General features: G+C 71.3%; 21 protein-coding genes and 2 pseudogenes. 12 read left to right on the top strand and 11 right to left on the bottom strand.

From position 1 onward, the window contains the following. Positions 1-219: 219 nt before the first annotated feature. Positions 220-510, top strand: coding sequence for a hypothetical protein (locus tag ACIBLC_RS37040; protein WP_399215837.1), 291 nt, complete (start codon positions 220-222; stop codon positions 508-510). A gap of 2 nt (positions 511-512) precedes the next feature. Beyond that, a complete protein-coding gene (locus ACIBLC_RS37045; RefSeq protein WP_399215838.1) occupies positions 513-1,277 on the top strand; it encodes a helix-turn-helix domain-containing protein in 765 nt (254 codons plus the stop codon). Between the two features lie 214 nt (positions 1,278-1,491). On the opposite strand, the gene ACIBLC_RS37050 is transcribed toward ACIBLC_RS37045, so the two are convergent. After that, positions 1,492-1,974, bottom strand: coding sequence for a hypothetical protein (locus tag ACIBLC_RS37050; protein WP_399215839.1), 483 nt, complete (start codon positions 1,972-1,974; stop codon positions 1,492-1,494). Between the two features lie 507 nt (positions 1,975-2,481). Here ACIBLC_RS37050 and ACIBLC_RS37055 point away from each other — a divergent pair. Continuing rightward, on the top strand, positions 2,482-2,688 hold the full coding sequence (locus tag ACIBLC_RS37055) for a hypothetical protein (RefSeq protein ID WP_399215840.1): 207 nt from the start codon (positions 2,482-2,484) through the stop codon (positions 2,686-2,688). Beyond that, the gene (locus tag ACIBLC_RS37060; protein WP_399215841.1) at positions 2,685-3,068 is read left to right on the top strand and encodes a hypothetical protein; all 384 of its coding nucleotides are present in this window, start codon (positions 2,685-2,687) and stop codon (positions 3,066-3,068) included. Before ACIBLC_RS37055 ends, ACIBLC_RS37060 begins: the two co-directional genes overlap by 4 nt. Before the next feature lie 615 nt (positions 3,069-3,683). Here the strand turns inward: ACIBLC_RS37060 and ACIBLC_RS37065 are convergent. The 4 genes from ACIBLC_RS37065 to ACIBLC_RS37080 all read right to left on the bottom strand — a co-directional run bounded on the left by ACIBLC_RS37065 (position 3,684) and on the right by ACIBLC_RS37080 (position 5,962). Next, positions 3,684-3,914, bottom strand: coding sequence for a hypothetical protein (locus tag ACIBLC_RS37065; protein ID WP_399215842.1), 231 nt, complete (start codon positions 3,912-3,914; stop codon positions 3,684-3,686). Then, a complete protein-coding gene (locus ACIBLC_RS37070; protein ID WP_399215843.1) occupies positions 3,908-4,420 on the bottom strand; it encodes a hypothetical protein in 513 nt (170 codons plus the stop codon). The genes ACIBLC_RS37065 and ACIBLC_RS37070 overlap by 7 nt, the downstream gene beginning before the upstream one ends. Before the next feature lie 385 nt (positions 4,421-4,805). Beyond that, positions 4,806-5,237 (bottom strand): hypothetical protein, encoded by a 432-nt coding sequence (locus ACIBLC_RS37075; RefSeq protein WP_399215844.1) that lies wholly within the window; start codon positions 5,235-5,237, stop codon positions 4,806-4,808. A 113-nt stretch (positions 5,238-5,350) separates the two neighbouring features. Then, the gene (locus tag ACIBLC_RS37080) at positions 5,351-5,962 is read right to left on the bottom strand and encodes a sigma-70 family RNA polymerase sigma factor (RefSeq protein WP_399215845.1); all 612 of its coding nucleotides are present in this window, start codon (positions 5,960-5,962) and stop codon (positions 5,351-5,353) included. A gap of 164 nt (positions 5,963-6,126) precedes the next feature. Between ACIBLC_RS37080 and ACIBLC_RS37085 the strand changes: the two genes are divergently transcribed. The 6 genes from ACIBLC_RS37085 to ACIBLC_RS37110 all read left to right on the top strand — a co-directional run bounded on the left by ACIBLC_RS37085 (position 6,127) and on the right by ACIBLC_RS37110 (position 12,957). Next, positions 6,127-7,119: a MerR family transcriptional regulator gene (locus ACIBLC_RS37085; protein ID WP_399215846.1), complete on the top strand. Its 993-nt coding sequence runs from the start codon at positions 6,127-6,129 to the stop codon at positions 7,117-7,119. A gap of 232 nt (positions 7,120-7,351) precedes the next feature. Further along, positions 7,352-8,599: an NAD(P)/FAD-dependent oxidoreductase gene (locus tag ACIBLC_RS37090; RefSeq protein ID WP_399215847.1), complete on the top strand. Its 1,248-nt coding sequence runs from the start codon at positions 7,352-7,354 to the stop codon at positions 8,597-8,599. Between the two features lie 149 nt (positions 8,600-8,748). Next, complete coding sequence (locus ACIBLC_RS37095) at positions 8,749-9,459, top strand: SDR family NAD(P)-dependent oxidoreductase (RefSeq protein WP_399215848.1); 711 nt, start codon at positions 8,749-8,751, stop codon at positions 9,457-9,459. Between the two features lie 14 nt (positions 9,460-9,473). Continuing rightward, on the top strand, positions 9,474-10,679 hold the full coding sequence (locus tag ACIBLC_RS37100; RefSeq protein WP_399215849.1) for a lycopene cyclase family protein: 1,206 nt from the start codon (positions 9,474-9,476) through the stop codon (positions 10,677-10,679). Further along, positions 10,676-11,407, top strand: a complete 732-nt coding sequence (locus tag ACIBLC_RS37105; RefSeq protein ID WP_399215850.1) for a methyltransferase domain-containing protein — start codon at positions 10,676-10,678, stop codon at positions 11,405-11,407. The genes ACIBLC_RS37100 and ACIBLC_RS37105 overlap by 4 nt, the downstream gene beginning before the upstream one ends. A 53-nt stretch (positions 11,408-11,460) precedes the next feature. Next, a complete protein-coding gene (locus tag ACIBLC_RS37110) occupies positions 11,461-12,957 on the top strand; it encodes an FAD-dependent oxidoreductase (protein WP_399215895.1) in 1,497 nt (498 codons plus the stop codon). Positions 12,958-13,008: 51 nt separating this feature from the next. On the opposite strand, the gene ACIBLC_RS37115 is transcribed toward ACIBLC_RS37110, so the two are convergent. The 5 genes and pseudogenes from ACIBLC_RS37115 to ACIBLC_RS37135 form a co-directional block, all read right to left on the bottom strand. Continuing rightward, entirely contained in the window at positions 13,009-14,016 is a 1,008-nt protein-coding gene (locus tag ACIBLC_RS37115; protein WP_399215851.1) for a DUF5914 domain-containing protein, read from the bottom strand. Further along, positions 14,013-15,008: a phytoene/squalene synthase family protein gene (locus ACIBLC_RS37120; RefSeq protein ID WP_399215852.1), complete on the bottom strand. Its 996-nt coding sequence runs from the start codon at positions 15,006-15,008 to the stop codon at positions 14,013-14,015. The genes ACIBLC_RS37115 and ACIBLC_RS37120 overlap by 4 nt, the downstream gene beginning before the upstream one ends. Next, positions 14,995-16,566 (bottom strand): phytoene desaturase family protein, encoded by a 1,572-nt coding sequence (gene crtI / locus ACIBLC_RS37125; RefSeq protein WP_399215853.1) that lies wholly within the window; start codon positions 16,564-16,566, stop codon positions 14,995-14,997. Before crtI ends, ACIBLC_RS37120 begins: the two co-directional genes overlap by 14 nt. Next, positions 16,563-17,714 carry a polyprenyl synthetase family protein gene (locus ACIBLC_RS37130; RefSeq protein WP_399215854.1) on the bottom strand — a complete coding sequence of 384 codons (1,152 nt, stop codon included), beginning with the start codon at positions 17,712-17,714 and terminating at the stop codon, positions 16,563-16,565. Before ACIBLC_RS37130 ends, crtI begins: the two co-directional genes overlap by 4 nt. A 133-nt stretch (positions 17,715-17,847) precedes the next feature. Continuing rightward, positions 17,848-18,214 (bottom strand): annotated as a pseudogene (locus tag ACIBLC_RS37135) (cryptochrome/photolyase family protein); the annotation flags it as partial. A 93-nt stretch (positions 18,215-18,307) separates the two neighbouring features. On the opposite strand from ACIBLC_RS37135, the gene ACIBLC_RS37140 reads away from it, so the two are divergent. Both ACIBLC_RS37140 and ACIBLC_RS37145 read left to right on the top strand, forming a co-directional pair. Next, positions 18,308-19,078, top strand: coding sequence for a transposase family protein (locus tag ACIBLC_RS37140; RefSeq protein WP_399215855.1), 771 nt, complete (start codon positions 18,308-18,310; stop codon positions 19,076-19,078). A gap of 135 nt (positions 19,079-19,213) precedes the next feature. Further along, complete coding sequence (locus ACIBLC_RS37145; protein WP_399215856.1) at positions 19,214-19,597, top strand: hypothetical protein; 384 nt, start codon at positions 19,214-19,216, stop codon at positions 19,595-19,597. A gap of 19 nt (positions 19,598-19,616) precedes the next feature. Here ACIBLC_RS37145 and ACIBLC_RS37150 read toward each other — a convergent pair. After that, positions 19,617-20,483, bottom strand: a pseudogene (locus ACIBLC_RS37150) (transposase). Positions 20,484-21,132: the final 649 nt, after the last annotated feature.

The raw sequence follows: 21,132 nt of genomic DNA on the forward strand, positions 1-21,132 counted from the left end.
AGGCGTGCAGAGGCTTACGGAACCAGGCGGGCTACTCAGACGGTTTCTGAACCAATATGAGGAGACATGTACGGAGGGTGACGAGGCTGGGATCCTGGTGATTTCGGACCCGATGTCGCGCTTGAGGTGACGCCAATCGCCTCGCGAGATCGGCTAGTTGGAGCCAGTAGCAGCCCGGCGGTGACCATCTGGCGCCGCCGGGCGGACCAGGAGACCCTCTTGAGCCGCACCTCCGAGGCACTGCCCTCGTCCCCATACTCCCCTCCCCCGCGCTTCGGCATGGCGGAAGCCGTGGTCATCGTGGCGTTCCTCGCCGCTGCCGTCCTTCTCATCCTCCTCTCCCCCATGACCGTCCCCCAGATCCTGTGGCTGCTGGGCGGTGTCGGCACCGTCGCGGGCGGCGTGCTGTTCACCGGCAGCATGAGGAACGCGCGCGCGGAAGGCGTTGCCCAGCTGAAGAACAGGGCGCGGCAGTGGGCGGGCCCGGGCGACGGAAGCGAGGTGCAGTAATCATGGCGCGCCGTGGGCGCCCGCAGCGGGAACTGCTGCCGCGCTTCCTCTGTCTGGGCGCGGTATGGGACCTCGCCGTGTATCTGCGCGAGGTCCGCGAACGCAGTGGCCTCACCTACGCGCAGATGGCTGTGCGCGGGAACTGGTCGCCGGCAGCGTACAAACGGGCCACCGCCGGAGACACCCCTCCCCATCTCTCCCTCGTCCAGGACTTCCTCACCGTGTGCGGTGTCGAACCCTCCAGCGCGGACGAGTTGTGGTTCCTGGCCGACGCCAGCAAAAAGAGGGCGGCACGCGCCGCCAAGCGCTCGAGTGTGAGGCCCCGGCCCGAGTTCGTCCGCGATGCCGCCGACCTCTCGGGGGCTCTGCGGGACGCCTACCGGTATGCCGCACGCCCCACCCTGCGCACGATGGAGGCCAGGGCCGGGACGGGACGGCTCCCGCGGAGCACCATCCACAGCATCATCAACGGCCGGGCTCTGCCGACCGACCTCATGCAGTACTTCGCCTTCCTCGAAGCCTGCGACATCAAGGTGGAGAAACTGGATCCCTGGTTCGGCGCCTGGCACAAAGCCTTCCTGAAGCCCAAGTCCAAGACCCGCCTCGAGGAGATGTTCCCCCGCAGGGAGCACCCCGGAACGGACTACGACGACCAGGCCCAGCAGATATACCTGCGGTGGCTTCATACAGAGCAGCCGTTGCGCCGCGCGCGGGGACAGTCGTCCCGGCCGCGTTCCTCTTCCGAGCGGTGGCCGAAGGCCGCCTAGCTCCGGTTCAATGGGCCGCTTCTGACCGGGGCCGTGTCTGCGTCCCAGCACTTCGATCCCCGTCTCGTGACGCCGCTGCACGTCAGAGGATGCTTTTGAACGCGAGGTCCTACAGCAGGCCAGTCAGCTCTGCCGGGGGGCTGAGCTAGGAAGCTCTGTACAGCGCGGCAGTGGACAGATCCGGGCCCGAGGCCAGAGTGGTTGCCGTAGGCTCTTACGCCCCTCCAACGAACGGATTGCCGTGTCCGGGATGCTGCCTGCCTGGCGGCACGTACCGCAGCCGCCCGCTCGGGTCGGTCACTGCCGTGAACCCGGCAGCCTCCAACTGGGCGGCAGCCTGGGCGTCGTAATGCCGACTGACGAGGACCCCGACGGGCAGCAGGGCCATGAGCCCGGCCCACACGCTCACGGCGATGACGACGTCAGCGGTACCGTCCGCGAACCTGTGGCCACCGACCGCGACGCTCATGGTGATGACGAACCTCGCGATCGCCACCCGCTGCTTGTCGGTGAACTGACGGCCGAGGTCGAACACCGTGCGGGCCCTGAGAAGTTCGACCGTCTCGTGCACGACAGGCGGCAGCGATACCCCGTCGGTCGCGTCCGGGTAGCGCGCCCAGTTCTGCGCGGCGCGCTCCCGGGCCCGAGTGCTGGGGTCGGGGACCACGCTCAGCATGAGCTTGTTGTCGCCGGTCACCTTCAGGTCCGCGTACGCGTACCCGAACTCCTCGGCGACGAAAGCGAGTCAGGCGAGCCCCTTCATCGTCATCATGCCGACGGTGAGCCGTACCGGCTCCCCACTCTCCATCTGCTGCAGCATTCTCCGCACATACTTCTTGCTCACCAACGGCGGCTTCGCCGTGGCGCTCTGGCGGCGCCAGAGGGACGCCCCATGCGGCGAGTTCCACCGCCAGGCGGGTGGCACCGTTGCGGATGCCGGCAGCACGGAGCGGTTTTCTCAGCGAAGGTCTTGCGTGGGCAGGAGCCCTCCACGCAGACGAACCGACATACCCGTAACGACAACACGACGCACTTGGCTGTGAGGTGTCAGCGGGGCTCTGTCACAGATCTTGGGGAGCGGTCGGTCGCCCCTCTGCCCTTCTGGTCGCGGCGTCGTCTCGGCCCGGCTGGCGTCCGCGCGGTACGAGGCGGGGGTGGGGGCAACGGGTACCTCATTTGGTACCTGACGAGGTACCTTGAGTCTATGCCTGCACTCAATGTGGAATTCAGCGAAGAAGAGATGGCGCGGCTGCGTGATCGGGCGGCTCTGACGGGCCGGAGTCTGAAGCAGCACGTGCATGATGTGACGGTGGAAGAGGCTGACCGACTCGCCTTCGTAGAAGGTGCCGTTGCGGAAGCGACCCGGGTACTGCCTGGCATCGAGGCTCGCTTCCCTGTGGGACAGCGGTGAGCTCGATCATCCGCGTCGATGTCGGCTGGGTCCTGCAGATCCAGTCGGCGATCTCCCCGCTGAACGTGCCCATCGCGGACTGGGGCGCGCTGGGGTTCATGGCCGACCGGCACACATTCGAGCGCGAGCGCGGCGTCCTGTACTACGAGGAACCCGCCTCCCGGGCCGCGACCTTCCTGCACACCGCACTGCTGCTGCGCCCCTTCACCGATTACAACCTCGTCATCGGATGGGCCTGCACCAGCCAGTACATGCACCTCTCCGGCCAACCGCTCCAGGCCAAGGACGATGATCTGTACGAGCTCGCCCAGGCGGTCCGCGCTCAGGAAGCCGACCTACGCACCGTCGCGCAGCGGCTGGAGTCCTGGCGCAGCGGGTGACGCTGTCCAACTGCGGGCAGAAGAGAGCGAGCGTGCCCTTCAAGGGCGCGGGCTGGCGAGCGCTGCTGTACGGACGTAGAGGCCGGCCGCGTGTCCCTCGGCGGCAACATGGGCAGCGCCCCGGTGAGCGCCGCATGCTGGCGGGATACGTCAGCCGCGGGAACCTGACGGACCCGCTGGTGCTGCCGCGCTAGGCACACAGGCGAAGGGCTGGCGGCCGGACTGGATCCGGCCGCCAGCCCTTCGCCGTCCTCACCCCCGCGACAGGAAGCGGAGACGGCCTCGATGCCGTGCCCGTACGTGTGCCGCGCACGGCAACCCTCCCACGCAACCGCCGCAGACCCGGCGGCATCATGCCGCCGACGGAGTACCGGCCGTGCGGGGCCCGGATTCCCGGCCCTCTGATGGCAGGACGTGCTGCCTCGCGCCCGGCCCGGGCCGGAGGGGCATGCGTTCTACGCGACCTGCTCGTAGGTGAGGGTGGCGGCGGAGCACCGTCGAGCCTCGTGGCGCGCTGGCCAGCGGAAGGAGGATGTGACGCAGTTTCTCACCTCGGTGCGGCCTCTACTCAGGGGCGGAAAAATCAGCACGGCCGTAGAAGGCGTCGACGTAGCGCTAAGCGGTGTCGGGATTCAGGCCGAAGATGAGGGCGCCGTGGAGTGGATCCGGGATCCCGACGGCTTCAGCTTCGTCGAGGCGCTGTACCAGCCAGGCGACACCCAGCCCTGCGGCAACCAGGCACTGTCTCAGGTTGAACCACGCCGTCGAGCCGCGCCAGAACAGAAGGAAGCGGCGGCCAAGCAGGCTTGCGGACAGGTCCTGTTCGCAAGAGTCGGGGGCTACCACCAGGGGGTGCAGTTGATGGCGCCGATGGGGGAAGGGGTGACCACCTGTGCGCAGACACGGAAGGCCCGGCTTGCCGAGCTGCTGGTCGGGTAGGCCGCGGTCGTGATCCTTGCGCCGCCCCTCGCGTCGAACGGGCCGCACTGGATCCACGAGTTCGTGCCGTCGTTGGTGACATCCATCCAGACCCTGCCTACGGCGCCGGCGCCCCACAGGCTGGAGCTGGTGCTCAGGACGCCCCAGCCCATCTCTCTGCCGCCGACGTTGCCGGTCTGCATCGCGTACGAGGCGACGGCGTACGGCACGTTGGCGGGAAAGTCGACCGTCACTGCCCCCGCCCCCGCCACAGCGCGACCGCTGAGACTGTCCGGGATGTCGGTGAAACCCTTCGCACCTCCCGTGCAGTCCGACGCCGCCGCTTGAGCCGCACCGGAAGAACCGGCCACAAGCCCTGCCCCGAGCACGAGCGCGGCCGTTCCCACGCTGAAGATCCGGCGGATACTGCGCATGTCTTCTCCTTGGTCGAAGGGCCGGGAGCGCCCGCAGATCGGCCGATTGCCGTCATGCTCGTCTGCCGGGACCTTCGTCATGTCGTCACATTCCACTGCTGTCACCCGGCCGGAGCGATCATGTCGTTCCTGCCCGGGCTGCCGTAGCGGCCAAGAGGCCCTCCGAGTCGGCGCCTCGAACGGTAGGCCGTGCCTGGGACGTCGCGTTCCTGACAGATGTCAGGGTGTTGGCTTGGCGAAACGGCTCAACGCCGGGCAAGCGGGGCCCGGCCGCCATCTGGGTCCCTGAACTCGTACTCTTCAAGATCCCCGACAGCGTCGGTTTCTGACTCCGCTGTTCGTCCTGGACGGCAGCGGCCCCGGCGGCTGTAACGGCCGGTCGTGGTCAGGACGTCTCGGGTCGTGCCGCCGTTCTGGTTGAACGGCTCCACCACCAGAGGACGATGATCCCGGAGAGCAGCCCGAGCGTGAGGCGGATCGTCCGGATGCGGGTGTCGGCGGAGTTGTGGGGGCGAAGCCGGCTCCCGGCCGAGGGCGCGGAGGGGACGGGAGCCGGTTTCGCCCAGGGTGGCGCGTCCGTCTTCTCTTGCGGTTCGGACAGGTTCTGGGCGAGGTGTTGCCAGACCCGGTCGGGAGGGGCGGTCGGGAGGTCTGCCTCTTCCACACTGCGTGCGGCGATCACGACGCGTGTCATCCGGCTCAGTTCCTGCCGGCAGCAGTCGCATGCGGCGATGTGCCGCAGGGTGCTGGGTTCGATGTCCGAGGTGTTGTTTCCGAGGGCCAGTTCCGCCAGGCGTGCGGGTTCGACGTGTGGCACCGATGCCCTCCCGTTCCTGTGTCCGTGCCGGTCGCGCCGGTTGCGGAGCGTCGTAGCCGTTTCGTGTGCGGACGGCGTGACGGATGCGTGTGGCGGGCGGAATTTCGGTGAGCCTACGCGGTGTTCCCGCCGGTCCGGCCTTGTTCGATCCCTTCACGCAGCCGATGCAGTCCGCGCCGGGTGTGGCTCTTCACGGTGCCGAGGGGCAGGTCGGTGCGGTGGGCGATCTGGGTCTGGGTCAGGTCCTCGTAGAACGCCATGCACAGCACCTCGCGCTGCGGGCGCGGCAGCCGGGAGAGGGCATCGGCCAGGAGCACCCGGTCCAGGATGTCGTCCGGTGCGCCTGCCTCGTGGCGCTGTGCGTCGGCGTCGGCTGTCATCGAGTCGATCAGTGTGAGACGCCTTGTTCTGGCTGCCAGCGCGTCGATGATCTTCCGGCGGGTGATGCCGACCAGCCAGGCGCCGAGTGGTCCCCGCTCGGGACGGTAGCCGTCCCGGCCGCGCCAGGCGCCGAGGAACACCTGCTGAGTCACGTCCTCGGCCTCATGGGCGTCGCCGAGAGAGCGTGTGGCCATGGTGTGGACGAGGGAGCCCCAGCGCCGGTAGACGGCTGCGAACGCGACCTCGTCCGATGCGCGGAGGCCTTGGGCGAGTTCGTCCTCGTAGGGCTCTTCCTCCGCGGCGTCCGGGGACCGGGAACCGGTGGATCGCGTGTCCGTGGTCATGGGGTTGGTCCTCCTGCCGTACGTCGAGCGCGGGGCCGGAAGGGCGTGGGGCGAACCGGTCCGGCACGCAAGTGCGCCGTCCTGGCCGGGCGTTCGGGTGCCACTCTTGTGAGCTGAGCCGACGCCGGACAACATGCGTCGGTTGTGCGTCGTACAGTGGGCGGGTGGACCCGGGCGGAGACGACGTTGATCCCAGAGGTGTGTCGCGTGGAGGCGGCCTGACCACCGGTGAGGTGGCGAGGCGTCTGGGGGTGGCGCCCACCACGGTCCGTTCGTGGGACAGCCGTTACGGTCTGGGCCCCGCCGCGCATACCGGTGGCCGGCATCGGCGCTGGACCGCCGTGGACGTGGCACGGCTGGAGCGGATGTGCGCGTTGACGGCGACCGGGCTCGCGCCCGCCGAGGCCGCCCGCCTGGCGCTCGACGAGGTGGATCCGGAGGCGTCCCTGTCCCCGATGGGCTCCACCGCGTCCCCGCTGCCGGCGATCCGGGGCGGGGCAGGTTCCGGCCTGCGTCTGGGCGACGTACGTCAGGAGTGCAAGGGGATCGCCCGTGCCGCTCTGCGCCTTGACGCCTCCGCTCTCGACGAGTTGCTGGGAGCCGCGATCGACGACCACGGCCTGGTCGTGGCGTGGTCGGAGGTGATCGTGCCGACTCTGCAGGCGGTCGGCCGCAAGTGGGAGAGCTCGGGTGAGCGGTACGTCGAGGTCGAGCATTTCCTTTCCTGGCATGTGTCCGGGGTGCTGCGGCGCCATACCCCGCCCGTTGCCGCCGGCCGGCCCGGCGCGACCACGGTGCTCGCCTGTGTGCCCGCGGAGAACCACACGCTGCCTCTGGAGGTGTTGGCCGCCGCGCTGGCCGAACGACGTCTCCCCGTACGCATGTTCGGCGCTGCGCTGCCCGTCGAGTCGCTGGTGGCCGCGGTGCGCAGGACGGGGCCGGTCGCGGTGGGGCTGTGGGCGCAGTCGCGTACCACCGCGAGCAGGCCGCTGGCCCAGTACGTGGCCGCGATCGAATGGGGTGTGCGGGGCGCACGCAGGAAGCCGGTCGTCATGACGCTGGGGCCCGGCTGGGCCGGGCAGACCGTGCCGGGTTCGCCGTATCCGCTCGGTCTTGCCCAGGCGGTCACCGCGCTGGAGTCCGTCGTGCTCAGGTGATGTGGTGCGTCCATCGGGTACCTGGCCGCAGTGGCGGCTGGCCTCGCCGGACGTGACGTGTTCGGGTGGCGGTGGCAGGGGAACCCGGTCCTGTCGCCGCACGAAGGACGCGCGGTGAACGACGTGTTCCGTGTCGCGGCTCGGCCGGCTCTGAGGGAACGGCCGACGGGCGCGCCGGAGGGCGGGATCCCGGTCCTCGGCGTAGGGGTGTCGGTGTGGGAGGAAGAGGGACATGACCAGTCAGCACCGCGGGAGTCCGGAGACCGTCGTCGTCGGGGCGGGGCTGGCCGGCCTGGCCTGCGCCCTGGATCTGTGCCGCGCGGGACGGCGGGTGGTGCTGCTGGAGGCGTCGGACGGCGTGGGCGGCCGGATGCGCACGGACCGGGTCGACGGGTTTGTGCTGGACCGCGGATTCCAGGTGTTCAACACCTCCTATCCGCAGGTGAAGCGGCGTCTGGATCTGCGGAGTCTGCGGCTGAAGCCGTTCACTCCGGGCCTCATCGCCCACACCTCGACCGGTCCCGTCCGCCTGGCCGATCCGACCCGGCAGCCGAAGGCGGCGGGGGAACTGTTGCCCGGGCGGGTGCTGCCTGCCCGTGATCTGGCCGCGATGGCGGCACTCACCGCACGGGACGCGCTCCTGCCCGCCGGGGCCCTCAAACGAGGGCCGGACCGCTCCACGGCCGACGCCCTGTCCCGCGCCGGGCTGTCGGCGGGGGCGGTCACCGAGATTCTGCGTCCGTTCCTGTCCGGAGTGTTCCTGGAGGACCGACTCGCGACCTCCGCCCGCTTCTTCCATCTGGTCTGGCGGAGCATGGTCAGAGGAACGCTCTGCCTGCCCTACGACGGCATCGGCGCCGTACCCGCCCAGTTGGCCGACGGGCTGCCCGACGGCGTCCTGCGGCTGGAGACGCCGGTCGACGCCGTCACCGCGTCGGGCGTACTGCTGGCGGACGGCCGTGAGCTGCCGGCTCCGTCCGTCGTGGTCGCCACGGACGCCGCCTCGGCGGGCCGGCTGCTGCCGGGCCTGGCCGTTGCGGACGGCCGTACGGTCACGACGTACTACCACGCCGCCGAAAGCCCACCGCTGGCCGAGCCGACCCTGGTGGTGGACAGCACCGGCACCGTGCTCAACACCTGTGTCCTCACGGAGGTCGCGCCCAGCTACGCCCCGCCCGGCCACGCGCTGATCTCCTCCTCCGTACTCGGCGCCGACCGGCCCGGTAGGGAGGAGGCCGTGCTGCGGCGGCTGGCCGAGCTGTACGGCACCGGGACCGGCGGCTGGCGGCGGGTGGCCGTCTACACCGTCGAGGGGGCGCTGCCCGCGATGGAGCCGCCCTGGCCGCTGAGCCGGACCACGCGGCACGCCCCCGGCAGGTATGTCTGCGGGGACCATCGGGCGACCGGGTCCGTGCAGGGTGCTCTGGCGTCGGGCACGCGGGCCGCGCGGGAGGTACTGAGCGACCTGGCGCGCGGTTGACCGCGGCCGGGGCCGCCCGCAGCACCGGGACCTCATGCCACGACGTTTGCGAAGGTTCCGCGTCCGGCGCATCCACCGGGGGCCGGCCGGCGGAACAGAGGGTACGGAGGGCGGAGCCGTCGGGCCGCCCCTGCGATCGGGAGTGAGACGTGGACATCAACGGCGCGCGCGTGCTGGTCGCCGGCGCCACCGGCGTCCTCGGCGGTGCCCTCACCGCCGAACTGGCCGGCCGCGGGGCGCACACGGCCCTCGCCGGCCGTGACCCGGATCGCCTGGCCCGGGCCGCCCGGCCGTATCCGGGCGCTCCGACCGTCCTGTTCGACGCGTACGCACCGCAGTCGTGTGCCCGCGCGGTGCACGACGCCGCCGCGGCGCTGGGCGGACTGGATGCCGTCGTGACGGCCTTCGGGTCGGTGGCCTTCGGAGCGGCGGATGTGGTCGAGGACGAGGTGGCGGAGCATCTGATGGCGGTCAACCACCTCGCGCCCGCCGCGTTCTTCCGCGCCGGGCTGGGCATCATGCCTCCCGGTTCGGTGATCGCGGCCTTCACCGGTGTCGTCGCGGAGCGGCCCCAGGCGGGGATGGCCGACTACAGCGCCTCCAAGGCGGCGCTGAGCGCCTGGCTCGGTGCCGTGCGCCGCGAGGCACGGACCGCGGGCATCCGGGTCCTGGACATCCGGCCCGGCCACCTGGAGACCGGCTTCGCCGGCCGGTCCGTCGCGGGCACGGCCCCGCCGCTGCCGGCGGGAAGCGATCCGCGCCGGATCGTCGCAGCCGTCGCCGACGCGATGGCGGCGGACGCCGAACTGCTGCGCACGGCACCCGACGGGACGCCCGTCGTCGAACGGCGTGCCGGGTGAGCCGGCGTTCCGGCGTGTCCGGCGCAACGTCCGACGTGGTCATCGTCGGTGGCGGCGCGTCCGGGCTCAGCCTCGCCTACCGGCTGACGGCGGCGGGTTCTCCCACCGTGACCCTGGTGGCGGCGCCGGACGGTCCGCTGCTGCCGCCCGAGCGGACCTGGTGTTACTGGGAGCGGGACACCGGCGACTTCGACGAAGCGGTCACCGCTTCCTGGTCCCGGCTGCGCGTTCACGACGGCGACGGTCGTGCGATCACCGTGGACCCCTCACCGCTGCGCTACCGCATGCTGCGGTCCACGGATTTCGAGCGGCTGGTGCACTCCCGGCTGGACCGTGCGCCCGGCTTCCACGTCCTGCGCGCGACCGCGGACACGGTGCGTGGCACGGCCGACGGCGCGGAGGTCCACTGCACGACCCTCGACGGCCGGCCGCTGACGCTCCGCGCCCGCCAGGTGTTCGACTCCCGCCCGCTGCGCTCGCTGCCACCGGCCCGGACACAGCTGATGCAGCACTTCCGCGGCTGGTTCGTCCGCACGGACGCGGACCGGTTCGATCCCGCGATCGCCGACCTGATGGATTTCCGGGTGCCGCAGCCGCGCCACGGACTGGCCTTCGGCTACGTGCTGCCCCTGGCCCCCGACCGGGCGCTCGTCGAGTACACCGAGTTCTCCCGGGCCCTGCTGACCACGGCGGAGTACGAGGCGGCGCTGGCCCACTACAGTCGCGACGTTCTCGGCCTCGGGGCGTTCACCGTCGAATCGGCGGAACAGGGCGTCATCCCCATGACCGACGCGCGTTTCGCCCGCCGGACCGGGCCCGGCGTCTTCCGTATCGGGACGGCGGGCGGCGCCACCCGCCCGGCGACCGGCTACACCTTCTCCGCCGTCCAGCGGCAGAGCCGGGCCATCGCCGGCGCCCTGCGCGAGGGCCGCGTGAACGTGCCCGCCCCGCACGGGCGGCGGGCGCGGGCCATGGACGCGGTGCTGCTGCGGGCACTGGACACCGGCCGGATCGACGGTCCCGGCTTCTTCACCGGCCTGTTCCGAAGTGTTCCGGCGGAGCGCCTGCTGCGCTTCCTCGACGGCGACACCTCACCCCGCGAGGAGTGGGGCATCGGCCTGCGCACCCCCACCGGTCCGATGCTCAGGACCGCCGCCGAACTCCCCTTCCTGCCCCGACGCCCCCACCCCGCCCCACGCATGGGAGAGAGCCCCCGATGACACTGCTGCGCGACCACGACCTGGCACGCGCCTTCGATCACGCGTCGCACTCCTACGACCGGCTCACCGCCCTCAACCCCGGCTACCGCACGGACCTGCTGCGTTCGGCCCGACGGCTCCGGCTGCCCCGTGCCGGGGCCGGTCTGCACATCCTCGATCTCGGTTGCGGCACGGGGGCCTCCACCCGGGCCCTGCTGCGGGCCGCGCCCCGCGCCCGGATCACGGCCGTCGACGCCTCGTCGGGAATGCTGCGGCGCGCACTGGCCAAACCGTGGCCGCGACAGGTGCGCTTCCAGCACCTGACCGCCGAGGAGGTCGCCACCGCCGAAGAGGGACCCTACGATGCGGTGTTCGCCGCCTACCTGTTCCGCAACGTCACCGACCCGGACGACGTCCTGGGAGCCGTCCGGTCCCTGCTCCGGCCGGGCGGCCGGCTCGCCGTCCACGAGTACAGCCTCAGCGGCTCGGCCGTCCACCGGCTCCTGTGGACGGCCGTGTGCCGGGGGATGATCATCCCGGCGGGGACCCTCGGCGGGGACCGTGAGCTCTACCACCACCTGTGGCGGAGCGTCCTCGGCTTCGACACCGTCCCCGGCTTCACCGCCCGTCTGACCCGCGCCGGATTCACGGGCGTGCGCACGGCTCCCGTCGCCGGATGGCAGACCGGCATCCTGCACACCTTCCTGGCCCGCAACGGGTCCGCCGGGGCAGGGCGGTCCGCCCGGTGAGCGCCCCTCAGCGAGCGGCCCGCCGGGGCCGCGACCGCAAGGCGGAGATCGTGATGCCCGCGCCCGGCCGGGACCGCTTCGACCGTGCGGACGCACCGAGCGTCGCCGTGGTGGGGGGAGGGATCGCCGGCCTCGCCGCGGCCACCCTGCTGGCCGAACGCGGCGCCCGCGTCACCCTCTACGAGCAGGGGGAATCACTCGGCGGCCGGCTCGCGGGTTGGCGTACCCGCCTCGCCGACGGTTCCGAGGCGACCATGAGCCGCGGATTCCACGCCTTCTTCCGCCAGTACTACAACCTGCGCGGCCTGTTGCGGCGGACCGATCCCGGCCTCGATCGTCTCCGGCCGCTCCCCGACTACCCGCTACAGCACAGCGGCGGGCTGACCGACAGCTTCGCCCGCGTTCCGCGGACACCGCCGTTCAGCGCGATGGGCTTCGTCGCCCTGAGCCCCACCTTCGGCTGGCGTGACCTCGCGACGATGGACGCCCGGGCCGCGCTGCCGCTCCTCGACGTACGCGTACCCGAGGTCTACGAACGCTTCGACAACATCAGTGCGACGGCCTTCCTGGAGGGCGTCCGCTTTCCGGAGGCCGCGCACCATCTGGCCTTCGAGGTGTTCTCACGCAGCTTCTTCGCCGACCCGCGCGAACTGTCCGCCGCGGAACTGCTGCTGATGTTCCACATCTACTTCCTCGGATCCTCGGAGGGCCTGCTCTTCGACGTGCCGGACGAGCCCTTCCCCCAGGCCCTGTGGGAGCCCCTCGGCGACTACCTCCGGAGCCTTGGAGTGGACGTCCGCACCGGCACGCCCGTGCACGGCGTCCACCCGTGCGACGACGGAGGAGTGGAGGTGGGGACCGACAGCGGCGCGGGCCGGCACGAGGCCGCCGTGCTCGCACTGGACCCCGGCGCACTGCGCGCGGTCGTCGCCGCGTCGTCCGGTCTTGGCACCCCCGCCTGGCGCGACGATGTCGCCGCTCTGGTCACCGCGCCGTCCTTCCTCGTCTCGCGGCTCTGGCTGGACCGGCCGGTGCGCGCCGACCGGCCCGGGTTCCTCGGCACCAGCGGCTACGACGGCCTCGACAACATCAGTGTCCTGGAACGCTACGAGGGTGAGGCCGCCCGCTGGTCCGCCCGGACCGGCGGCTCCGTGGTGGAACTGCACGCCTACGCCGTGGCCGAGGGCAGCGGACCGGAGGCCGTGCAGAACGGGCTCATCGACAGCCTGCGCCGGGTCTACCCGGAGACACGGCGGGCCCAGATCGTGGACGCCCGGCACGAGTGGCGCTCGGACTGCCCGTTCTTCCCGGTCGGCTCGTACGCCAGGCGGCCCCCCGTGCGGACCCCGGACCCCCGGGTGACGCTGGCCGGTGACGCGATCCGCTGCGACCTGCCGGTGGCGCTGATGGAGCGCGCCGCCACCACCGGGTTCCTGGCAGCGGGAGCTCTGCTCGCCGGCTGGGGCGTACGGGGACAGGTGCTGTGGACGGTTCCCCGGGCCGGCCGTTCACCCGTGCTGCGTGCGCTGGGCGCGGCCGGGAGACGCTGAATACCCGTATCCCAGGCCGTTCCACGGCCGGTGCGCCCCGGCGCGCGGGGTTCACTCCGGGAAGCGTCCTGTGCTGCGCAGCGTCCAGCGCCGCTCCGCGTACGCCAGGTCGTCGCGCCACAGCCGGCCGGCCGTGCGGCGCATCAGGGGTCGCAGCACGGGCGCGGCGGCCCGCGCGAGGGCGAAGCCGCGCCGGTCCGAGGCGGCGACCACGGCCTCGATCACAGCGGTCCGCGGCCGGCCGTCCCCCTCGCGGGTGAGCGGCGTGGCGTGGGTCTCCACGACGGAGGTGGACCCCTCACCCTCGGTGATGCGCATGACGACCGTACGGGGCCCGGGTGCGGTGAACTCCGCCCGCACGGGCACCACCAGAGGGCCGGTCACGCGGAAGGAGACGTCGACGACGAAGGCGTCGTCGTCGTCGTCCTTCGGCGGCCGGGCCACTGTCAGGTCGACGAAGGAGTACGGGTGGAACCACGAGCCGTGCCAGGGGTCGAGCCGGTTGGCGACCACGTCCTGCGGTTCGCACCGTCCGACCGCCGTGAACACGGCGTCCACCCCGCTGCCCGTCGCCGGCCGAACCGGCACGACGGGCAGCTCGGACGGCTCCTCGCCGCCGACCGCGTCCAGCCGTACCCACAGCAACACCCCGTCGTCGTGGGCGGGGTAGGGGTCCCAGCCGGCGAACGACCCGCCGTCCAGGGCCAGTCCGTGCCAGTGGCACACCAGCGTGCCGCACACCACCCGGCTGTCGCGCAGGGGTGCGCCCAGGTGCGGGCAGGCGCCCGGCCCGGCGTGCAGCCGGCCGGTGTCCGAGCGCCACAGCACCACCTCGACACCGCCGACCGTCCTGCCGTACGGGCGGCTGCCGGCGCGGACGTCGCGGGAGGCACCGACGACGAACCAGTTGCCGGACGGACGTGCCGAGGCCCGTTTCAGCGCGCCCGCGATCAGCGCCGGGCGGGCCTCCCGCCAGGTCGGTGTCTGTGTCGCCCAGTCCCACCGGCGGCGCCGCCGCAACGGCGGTGTCCAGCCGGCGCGGTCCGCTCGGTCCCTCACGGCACGGGTCCTTTCGTCGGGATCGGCGCGCCACTCGCCCGCGGCGCCGCACGCGCGGAGCGGGCGCGCCACCGCGTGCCCGCGATCTGTACGACTGCGCCGGCGGCGGTGGCCGCGCGTCTCCCGCGGGACACCACCGCACGCCGGTGGAGCACCGTGTGGCCCTGGTCCGCGATCGCGTCGAGAATCCCGCGGTACAGAGTGAACGCGGTCCGGATGCAGGGGCGTGTCCGCGGGTCGAGCATGGCGATGCCCGGCTCCGCGGCCCGGTACACCTCTCTCGTCATGGCCTCGGCGGCGACGAGCGCCGCGCGGATCCGCGGATCTCCCCGTCCGGTTCGCCTGCTCCACTCCAGCAGCGGCCGGTCCACGCCGTGCTCGGCGAGCAGGTCCGCGGGCAGGTAGACGCGGCCGCGGTCCAGGTCCTCGCCGACGTCCCGCAGGAAGTTGGTGAGCTGGAACGCCACTCCGAGGGCCGCGGCGTGCGGCGCCGCCTCCTCGCGGGGTGTGACCGTGCCGAGTACGGGCAGCATCTGCAGGCCGATGACCGCGGCCGAGCCGTGCATGTAGGAGCGCAGGTCGGCGTAGGTGGGGTAGTCCGTGACGTGCAGGTCGCTGCGCATCGACGCCAGGAAGTCCGCGAACAGGGCGGGCTCGATGCCGTACCGGTCCGCGGTGTCGGCCACGGCCCGGACCACGGGCGCGTCCCCTTCTCCGGTACGCAGGCCGTGGGCGAGATCGTTTTCCAGGCGGAGCAGCAGCCGGTCGCGCTCCTCGGCCGTGGGGTGCCGGTCGAGGTCGTCCATGATGTCGTCCGCCCAGCGTGCGAAGCCGTAGAGGGCGTGCACGGCGGACCGGTGTTCCACCGGGAGCAGCCGGGTGGCGAGGAAGTAGGTCCTGCCGTGGCGGGCGTTGAGGCGTCGGCATTGGGTGTAGGCGGTGCGCAGGGCGGGATCGGTGATCCCGGCGGCGTCCAGTTCACGACGGGTCATGGGCGCCTTCCGTGGTCGAGGTGGCGGCGACACGTGCGCCGGGCAGTGGCGGGCGGGTGCGGGCAGAACGGCGTGGGAGGGTTCCGGTGATGCGCGCGGCGGCGAGTTTGCCGCTGATGAGTACGGTCGGAACTCCGACGCCGGGGGTGGTGCCGCAGCCGGCCAGTACGACGTTGTCGAGGCCGCGCACCAGGTTGCGTGGGCGGAACGGGCCGGTCTGGGCGAAGGTGTGGGACACGGAGAAGGGGCTGCCGGCCGCGTGCCCCTGGGCGGTCCAGTCCAGCGGTGTCACCAGCATCTCCTCCTGGACGCTGTCCGCGAATCCGTCCAGGCCCCGGCGCTCCAGCTCGGCGACCAGGCTGTCGCGGTAGCGCGGCCCCAGGTCACGCCATGCGGCGGCGGAGGGGCCGACGGTGGTGTTCGGGCAGGGGGCCAGCACGTAGTGGAGGTGCCTGCCCGGCGGTGCCAGCGCGGGATCGTGTGTCGTCGGCCGGGTGATCAGCAGTGAAGGGTCGCTCATCAGCCGCCCCGTGCGGGTCAGTTCGTCGAAGGTCTGTTCCCAGGCCCCGCCGAACGAGAGGGTGTGGTGGGCGAGTCCGGGCCAGGTGCGGTCGGTACCCGCGTGCAGGACCACGGCGGACGGTGAGTGGCGCAGTCCCACCGGGCGCCTGGGCGCGCGTCCGAGGAGGCGGTGCGCGGCGGGCAGTTCGCAGGACAGCACCACCGCGTCGCAGGCGATCCGCTCGCCCGACGCCAGCCGTACGGCGCGGACCCGGCCGCCCGAGCGCTCCAGCGAGGTCGCCTCGGCCGACCAGCGGAACTCGGCCCCCGCTTCGGCCGCCGCGTTCGCCATCCCGCGGGGAAGCGCGTGCATGCCGCCCTTGGGGAACCAGACGCCGGCCACGGTGTCCATGTAGGCGATCACCGCGTAGGCCGCCAGTGCCCTTGCCGGGGCGACTCCGGCGTACAGGGCCTGGAAGGTGAAGACCCGGCGCAGACGGGGGTCGGCCAGGAACCGGGCGATGCGCCGGTCCAGGCGCCCGAAGCCGCCGAGGGCCGCCAGCCGGGCCAGGTCGGGGTGCAGGAGCTGGAGGGGCGAGTCGAAGTTCGTATCGATGAAGCGCCCCATCTGGGCCCGGTACAGCCGCTCGAGCCAGCTGCGCAGCTCACGGTAGCCCGCGGCTTCCGCCGGTCCGGCGAATCGCCGTACCTCCGCCTCCATCGCCTCGCCGTCGGTGTGCACGTCGAGGGAGGTCCCGTCCGCGAAGCAGGCCCGGTAGGCGGGGTGGAGGGCCGTCAGTTCGACGTGCCGGTCGAGGCTGTCGCCGACCGCGGCGAAGGCCTCGTCGGCCAGGTGGGGCATGGTCAGGACCGTGGGACCGGTGTCCACCTCGTAGCCGCCGAGGCGTGCGCGGCCGGCCCGGCCGCCCGGACCGGTGTCCCGTTCGAGGACCGTCACCCGGCGGCCGGCGCCCAGGAGATGCAGGGCGCAGGCGAGACCGGACAGTCCCGCTCCCACCACGACGACATGATCCGTGCGCCCCGCTACGGTCCTCACGCGGCCTCCTCGGTGCGTTTGGGGGGCACGGCTGTCGCCCGTTCGACCAGTGCGGCGAACTCCCGCCGTACGCACGGCTGCGCGCCGGTCCGGTCGAAGTGGCGCAGACCCGCTGCCCCCAGCTCCGCGATCTTCGACTCCACGACGGTCCGCGCCCCTGTCCGCTCCAGCGCCGTCCGCATCCGCTCCACGGCGTCGTCCGGCGGGGAGGGCGCACCCGGGGCGAGCGCGTCGGCGGATTCCTCGTCACCGGCGGCCTCGGCGAGCTCGAGACCGGCGGCGAGCAGGTAGGTGAGTTTGCGTGTCCGCAGGTCCTCGTCGGCCGGTTTGCCGGTGAGAGCCGGGTCGCCGAAGGCGCCGAGGAGGTCGTCGCTGAGCTGGAAGGCCAGTCCGGCGCACCGGCCCGCGGAGCGCAGCGCGTCCAGGGCGGGCGCGTCGGCGCCGGCCAGGGACGCGCCGAGAGCCAGTGGCCGCTCGACCGTGTAGAGGGCGCTCTTGAGGGTGGCGATGGTCAGTGCCTCGTCGAGTCCGGACGCTCCGGTGGCCTGCGCGTGGATGTCCCGGTACTGTCCGGCGACCATTTCGCCGCGCATGGCCTGCCACTCGCGGTGCAGCCGGAGGCCGTGCGGTGAGCCGAGGGCCGTCTCGGTCAGCATGTCGTCCGCCCAGGCCAGTGCCAGGTCGCCGGCGAGTATCGCGGCGGAGGTCGCGAACGCCTCGGGCGAGCCCTTCATGCGGGCGGTCCGGTGCGTACGGGCGAAGTCCACGTGGACCGCCGGAGCGCCGCGACGCAGTGCCGATCCGTCCATCACGTCGTCGTGGATGAGGGCGCAGGCCTGGACGAGTTCGAGGGCCGCACCGAGGCGCAGGACGGCTGTGGGGTCGCCCGATCCGCCGGCGGCCCGCCAGCCGCACCACGCGAACGCCGTGCGCAGCCTCTTCCCGCCCCGGCGGACGAACGTGGTGACACGTTCGGCGACATCGTGGGCGAACACCGGGTCGGTGCCACGGGCCCGGCGCAGCCCTTCGTCGAGAACACGCCCGAGTTCGGCCTCGACGGCGCCGACGACGTCGCGGGCGGTGGACAGCCCGTCGGCCGGCCCGATCGGCCCGACCGGATCGGCCACAGTGGGCCGCAGTCCCAGCATGCAAACCTCTTCTCACTCTCGGTCAGACGCACACCCATGCTTCTGCCGAGTGCCCTTGGTCGGATGCGCTGATCTCTGCCCGTTACGCGGCCGTCCCGGACGGCGGTCACTCCACCGGCCCCACGGCGGGGCGTCATGGCGGTGTGTCATGGCGGGCGCGTTCCCGCCGGTGCATCTCGGCGAGGTCGGGGAGCCGGTCCGGCTGCCGGACCGGCCCGGGGGGTGTGGTGGTTGTGGCCGAGTCGTTCGCGGTGCCGGCCGAGGAAGGGCCGGTGGCCGGCGGTGCAGGGGCAGGCGTGCCACCGGTCCGGTCGCCCGGCCGCTGGCGGCACGGGCCGCACAGGTCGCTCATGCGGTGCACGTAGGCGCCGGCCGACGTGCAGGACTTGGTCGTCATCCGGCCCCCGTCGGCGTACTGGGACACGCCGATGACGTTGGGGACCATGAACCCAGTCGTATCCGTTCACGAAGCAGCAGTGGAACCAGTTCGTGCCCGCGGCGACCTCGCCCGGGCCGCGCACTCCGCCTTCGTCGCAGCCGCTGACCCGTCTAAAGCGTGTTGCAGAAGCCTGCGAGGCGGGCATTTCTCCTGTATGCGTGGGGTGTTGAGGGCTGAGCTGTTGTGGGTGGAGACGTTCACGGGTTTGCGGATGCGGCAGTTCGAACGGCTGCTGAAGGTCGTGCGGGAGCGGGGCGGGAACGGTCCTGGCGGTGGCCGGCCATGGTGCCTACCGCTGGCGGACCGGGTCCTCCTGGTAGCCGTGTACTACCGCACGAACCTCACTATGCGGCAGCTCGCTCCGCTCTTCGGCATCTCGCCGGCAACCGTGTGCCGGGTCATCCAGCGGCTGCGGCCGCTCCTGGCGATCGAGCCGGTCGCCCGGCCGACCGACGCGGTCGAGCGGCTATGGATCGTGGACGGCACGCTGATCCCGGTCCGCCACCGGAAGGTCAGCGCCTCTTCACGCAACTACCGGTTCTCGGCAAATGTGCAGGTCATCATCGACGCCGACACAAAACTCGTGGTCGCTGCGGCCCGGCCGGTCCCTGGCAACACCGCGGACGCGAAAGCATGGCGGGATTCCGGACTGGCCGACGTCAGTGCAGGCGTGACTGTCCTCGCCGACGGCGCCTACATCAACACCGGCCTCGTCGTCCCGCACCGCAAACGCCCCGGGCGGGCCCTGTTACCGGGTGAGGAAGAGGACAACGCCGAGCACCGCAAAGTCCGGGCCCGCGTCGAGCACGCCTTCGCCCGCATGAAGCACTACAAGATTCTCCGCGACTGCCGACAGCGCGGCACCGGCCTCCACCACGCCGTCCAAGCCGTCGCCCACATGCACAACCTCGCCCTCGCCGCATGAGCAGACCTGCGACAAAGGCGGCTCTGACCTGCCCGGACACCACGTTCTGCAACACGCTTTAGTGCCGCATCAGGCAACGTTCGCCTCGGTTTTGCCGCTCCCATGAGGATCGAGCAGGGCACGTAGTCTCGCCGGATGCACTCTCATCTGAGCTTTGAGAACCCTCCCGCGCTGTCTCACGAGGTGGTGGTCGAGGCGTTGGAGAAGGCCCTGCGGGACCGCTCGGCAGAGGGCGAGGCGGCGAGCGTTCTGGTCGGGAGCGCGTTGAACGACGATGATCGGGACTTCGTCGAGCGCTGGTGCATGGAGGTCGGAACCCGGGCTGCGTCGGGTAGCCCCTTGCTCGGGCTGGCGGGCCTGTGCCTCGGACACACCGCTCGACGCTTCGGACGTCTCAGCGATGAGGCTCTCGCGCTTGCGCAGTCGCTCTCGGCGCGTGCCGAGGCGGACCCGTCGGATGTGGATGGTCGGGCTCTCGACGGCTATGACGACGTCCGCACCTTCCTGCACCTGTGGTGAGGCCGTCCGAGGGCGTGGGTCAGGCGGCGTTTGCCTTGCTCACGAGGGCGAGGAGGCGTTGGTCAGTGGCGTGCTCGTTCCGCCAGATGATGTAGCGGCGGATCATGCTGCCCTGCTCTTTGTGGCTGGCGTGGTCGGTGCCGTCGAGGGTGAAGTAGCGCAGGGCGGTGAACTGAGCCTCGATGGGGTTGCGCCAGGAGCTGTTGGTCGGGGTGTAGGCGATCTCCACGTTGTTGGTCGCCGCCCATGTCCCGCCCCGCTGGCACCGTTTTGTAGTCAGGTGCGGGGAGTAGTTGTCGCAGATGATTGCGATGCGCTTCTAAAGCAGGTGCAGTGAGCGCAGATAACGGCAGAACTCCAGGAACTTCGACCTGTTCTTGGTCTTCTTGACGTGCCCATAGAGCTGGTCCTTGCCCAGGTCGTAGGCGGCGAACAGGTGGCGGACCCCGTGCGGGCGGGTGTAGGCCGCACGTCGCCTGGGCCTGGGTTCGCGCTCGGGATCCTTGTGCCTGCCACCACGTTCGGCCCACTGCCGGCCCGGGTGGGGCTGGAGGTTGAGCGGGCCGAACTCGTCCATGCAGAAGACGACTTCAGGCTTGATCTCCCGGCGTTCCGGAAGGGTGAAGGTCCTTGGCCGGCCACCCCTGTACTTCGGATAGAGCGAGCCGAAGCCGTCGGCGTTGAAGTTGTGGATCACGTCTCGGACCCGGTCCGGGCTGGTGAATGTCACCTCCACAATCTTCGCCACCGGCTCCCGTTGCGCGGATAACAGCACCATCTGGGCCAGCCGCCAGGTCACCACCGAGCCGGTGCCTCTGCGGACGATCCGCAGCAGCCGCCTGCCCTCGTCGTCCTCGATTTCCCGGACCTGCACCCGTTCAGCCACGCGAACATTCTGGCCGCCCGACGCCGCCCGGTACAGCAACCAGGCAACACGTCACGACGAGGACAACGTTGCTTGATGCGGCACTAGTAGGACTCCTCGAACGGCATGTGAGGTTCTCGGCTGTCGGCACCCGACGACGAGCGCCAGGTGCCAGTCCAGTGTCACCGTCAGGGCTGCCGGCTCTCATCTCCTCGACAAGGCTCGAACTGTTCTGCAGTGCACTCCAAGGACAGCCGCGATCAGGCAGTCGTGCCGATTTGTTCCTCCGAGGCTGGCTGACCTCTGGTAACTGTTCGCCGACCCCGGATCTTGTCAGCGTCACGAGCGCTCCCCCCGTGCCGTGTCACGTCAGCCGAGCGCAATCCCCGTAAAGCGGGTGAACCCACCGCAGCTGCGCTCAGGTCTGCCTGCAGCCCCGGCCGTCGAGCCGTGCCGGGAAGACGGAGGCTCTCAGAGAAAGATTCGAGACTGGCCGCCCGCGTCCGAACAGTCCGACGTGGTTCTCAACTCTTGGAATTCTTACGTTCGGTAAAAACGTTGGCCAAGAATTCGATGGATCGCCGCAAGCGATTCGGCGGCTGGGACACGGCAGCATGGCGAACTTTGGTGAAATACGATTCGCTTGATTCACTCCCCGCCATCCAGCGAG

The sequence above is a fragment of the Streptomyces sp. NPDC050535 genome (assembly GCF_044457665.1).
Taxonomy (GTDB): domain Bacteria; phylum Actinomycetota; class Actinomycetes; order Streptomycetales; family Streptomycetaceae; genus Streptomyces.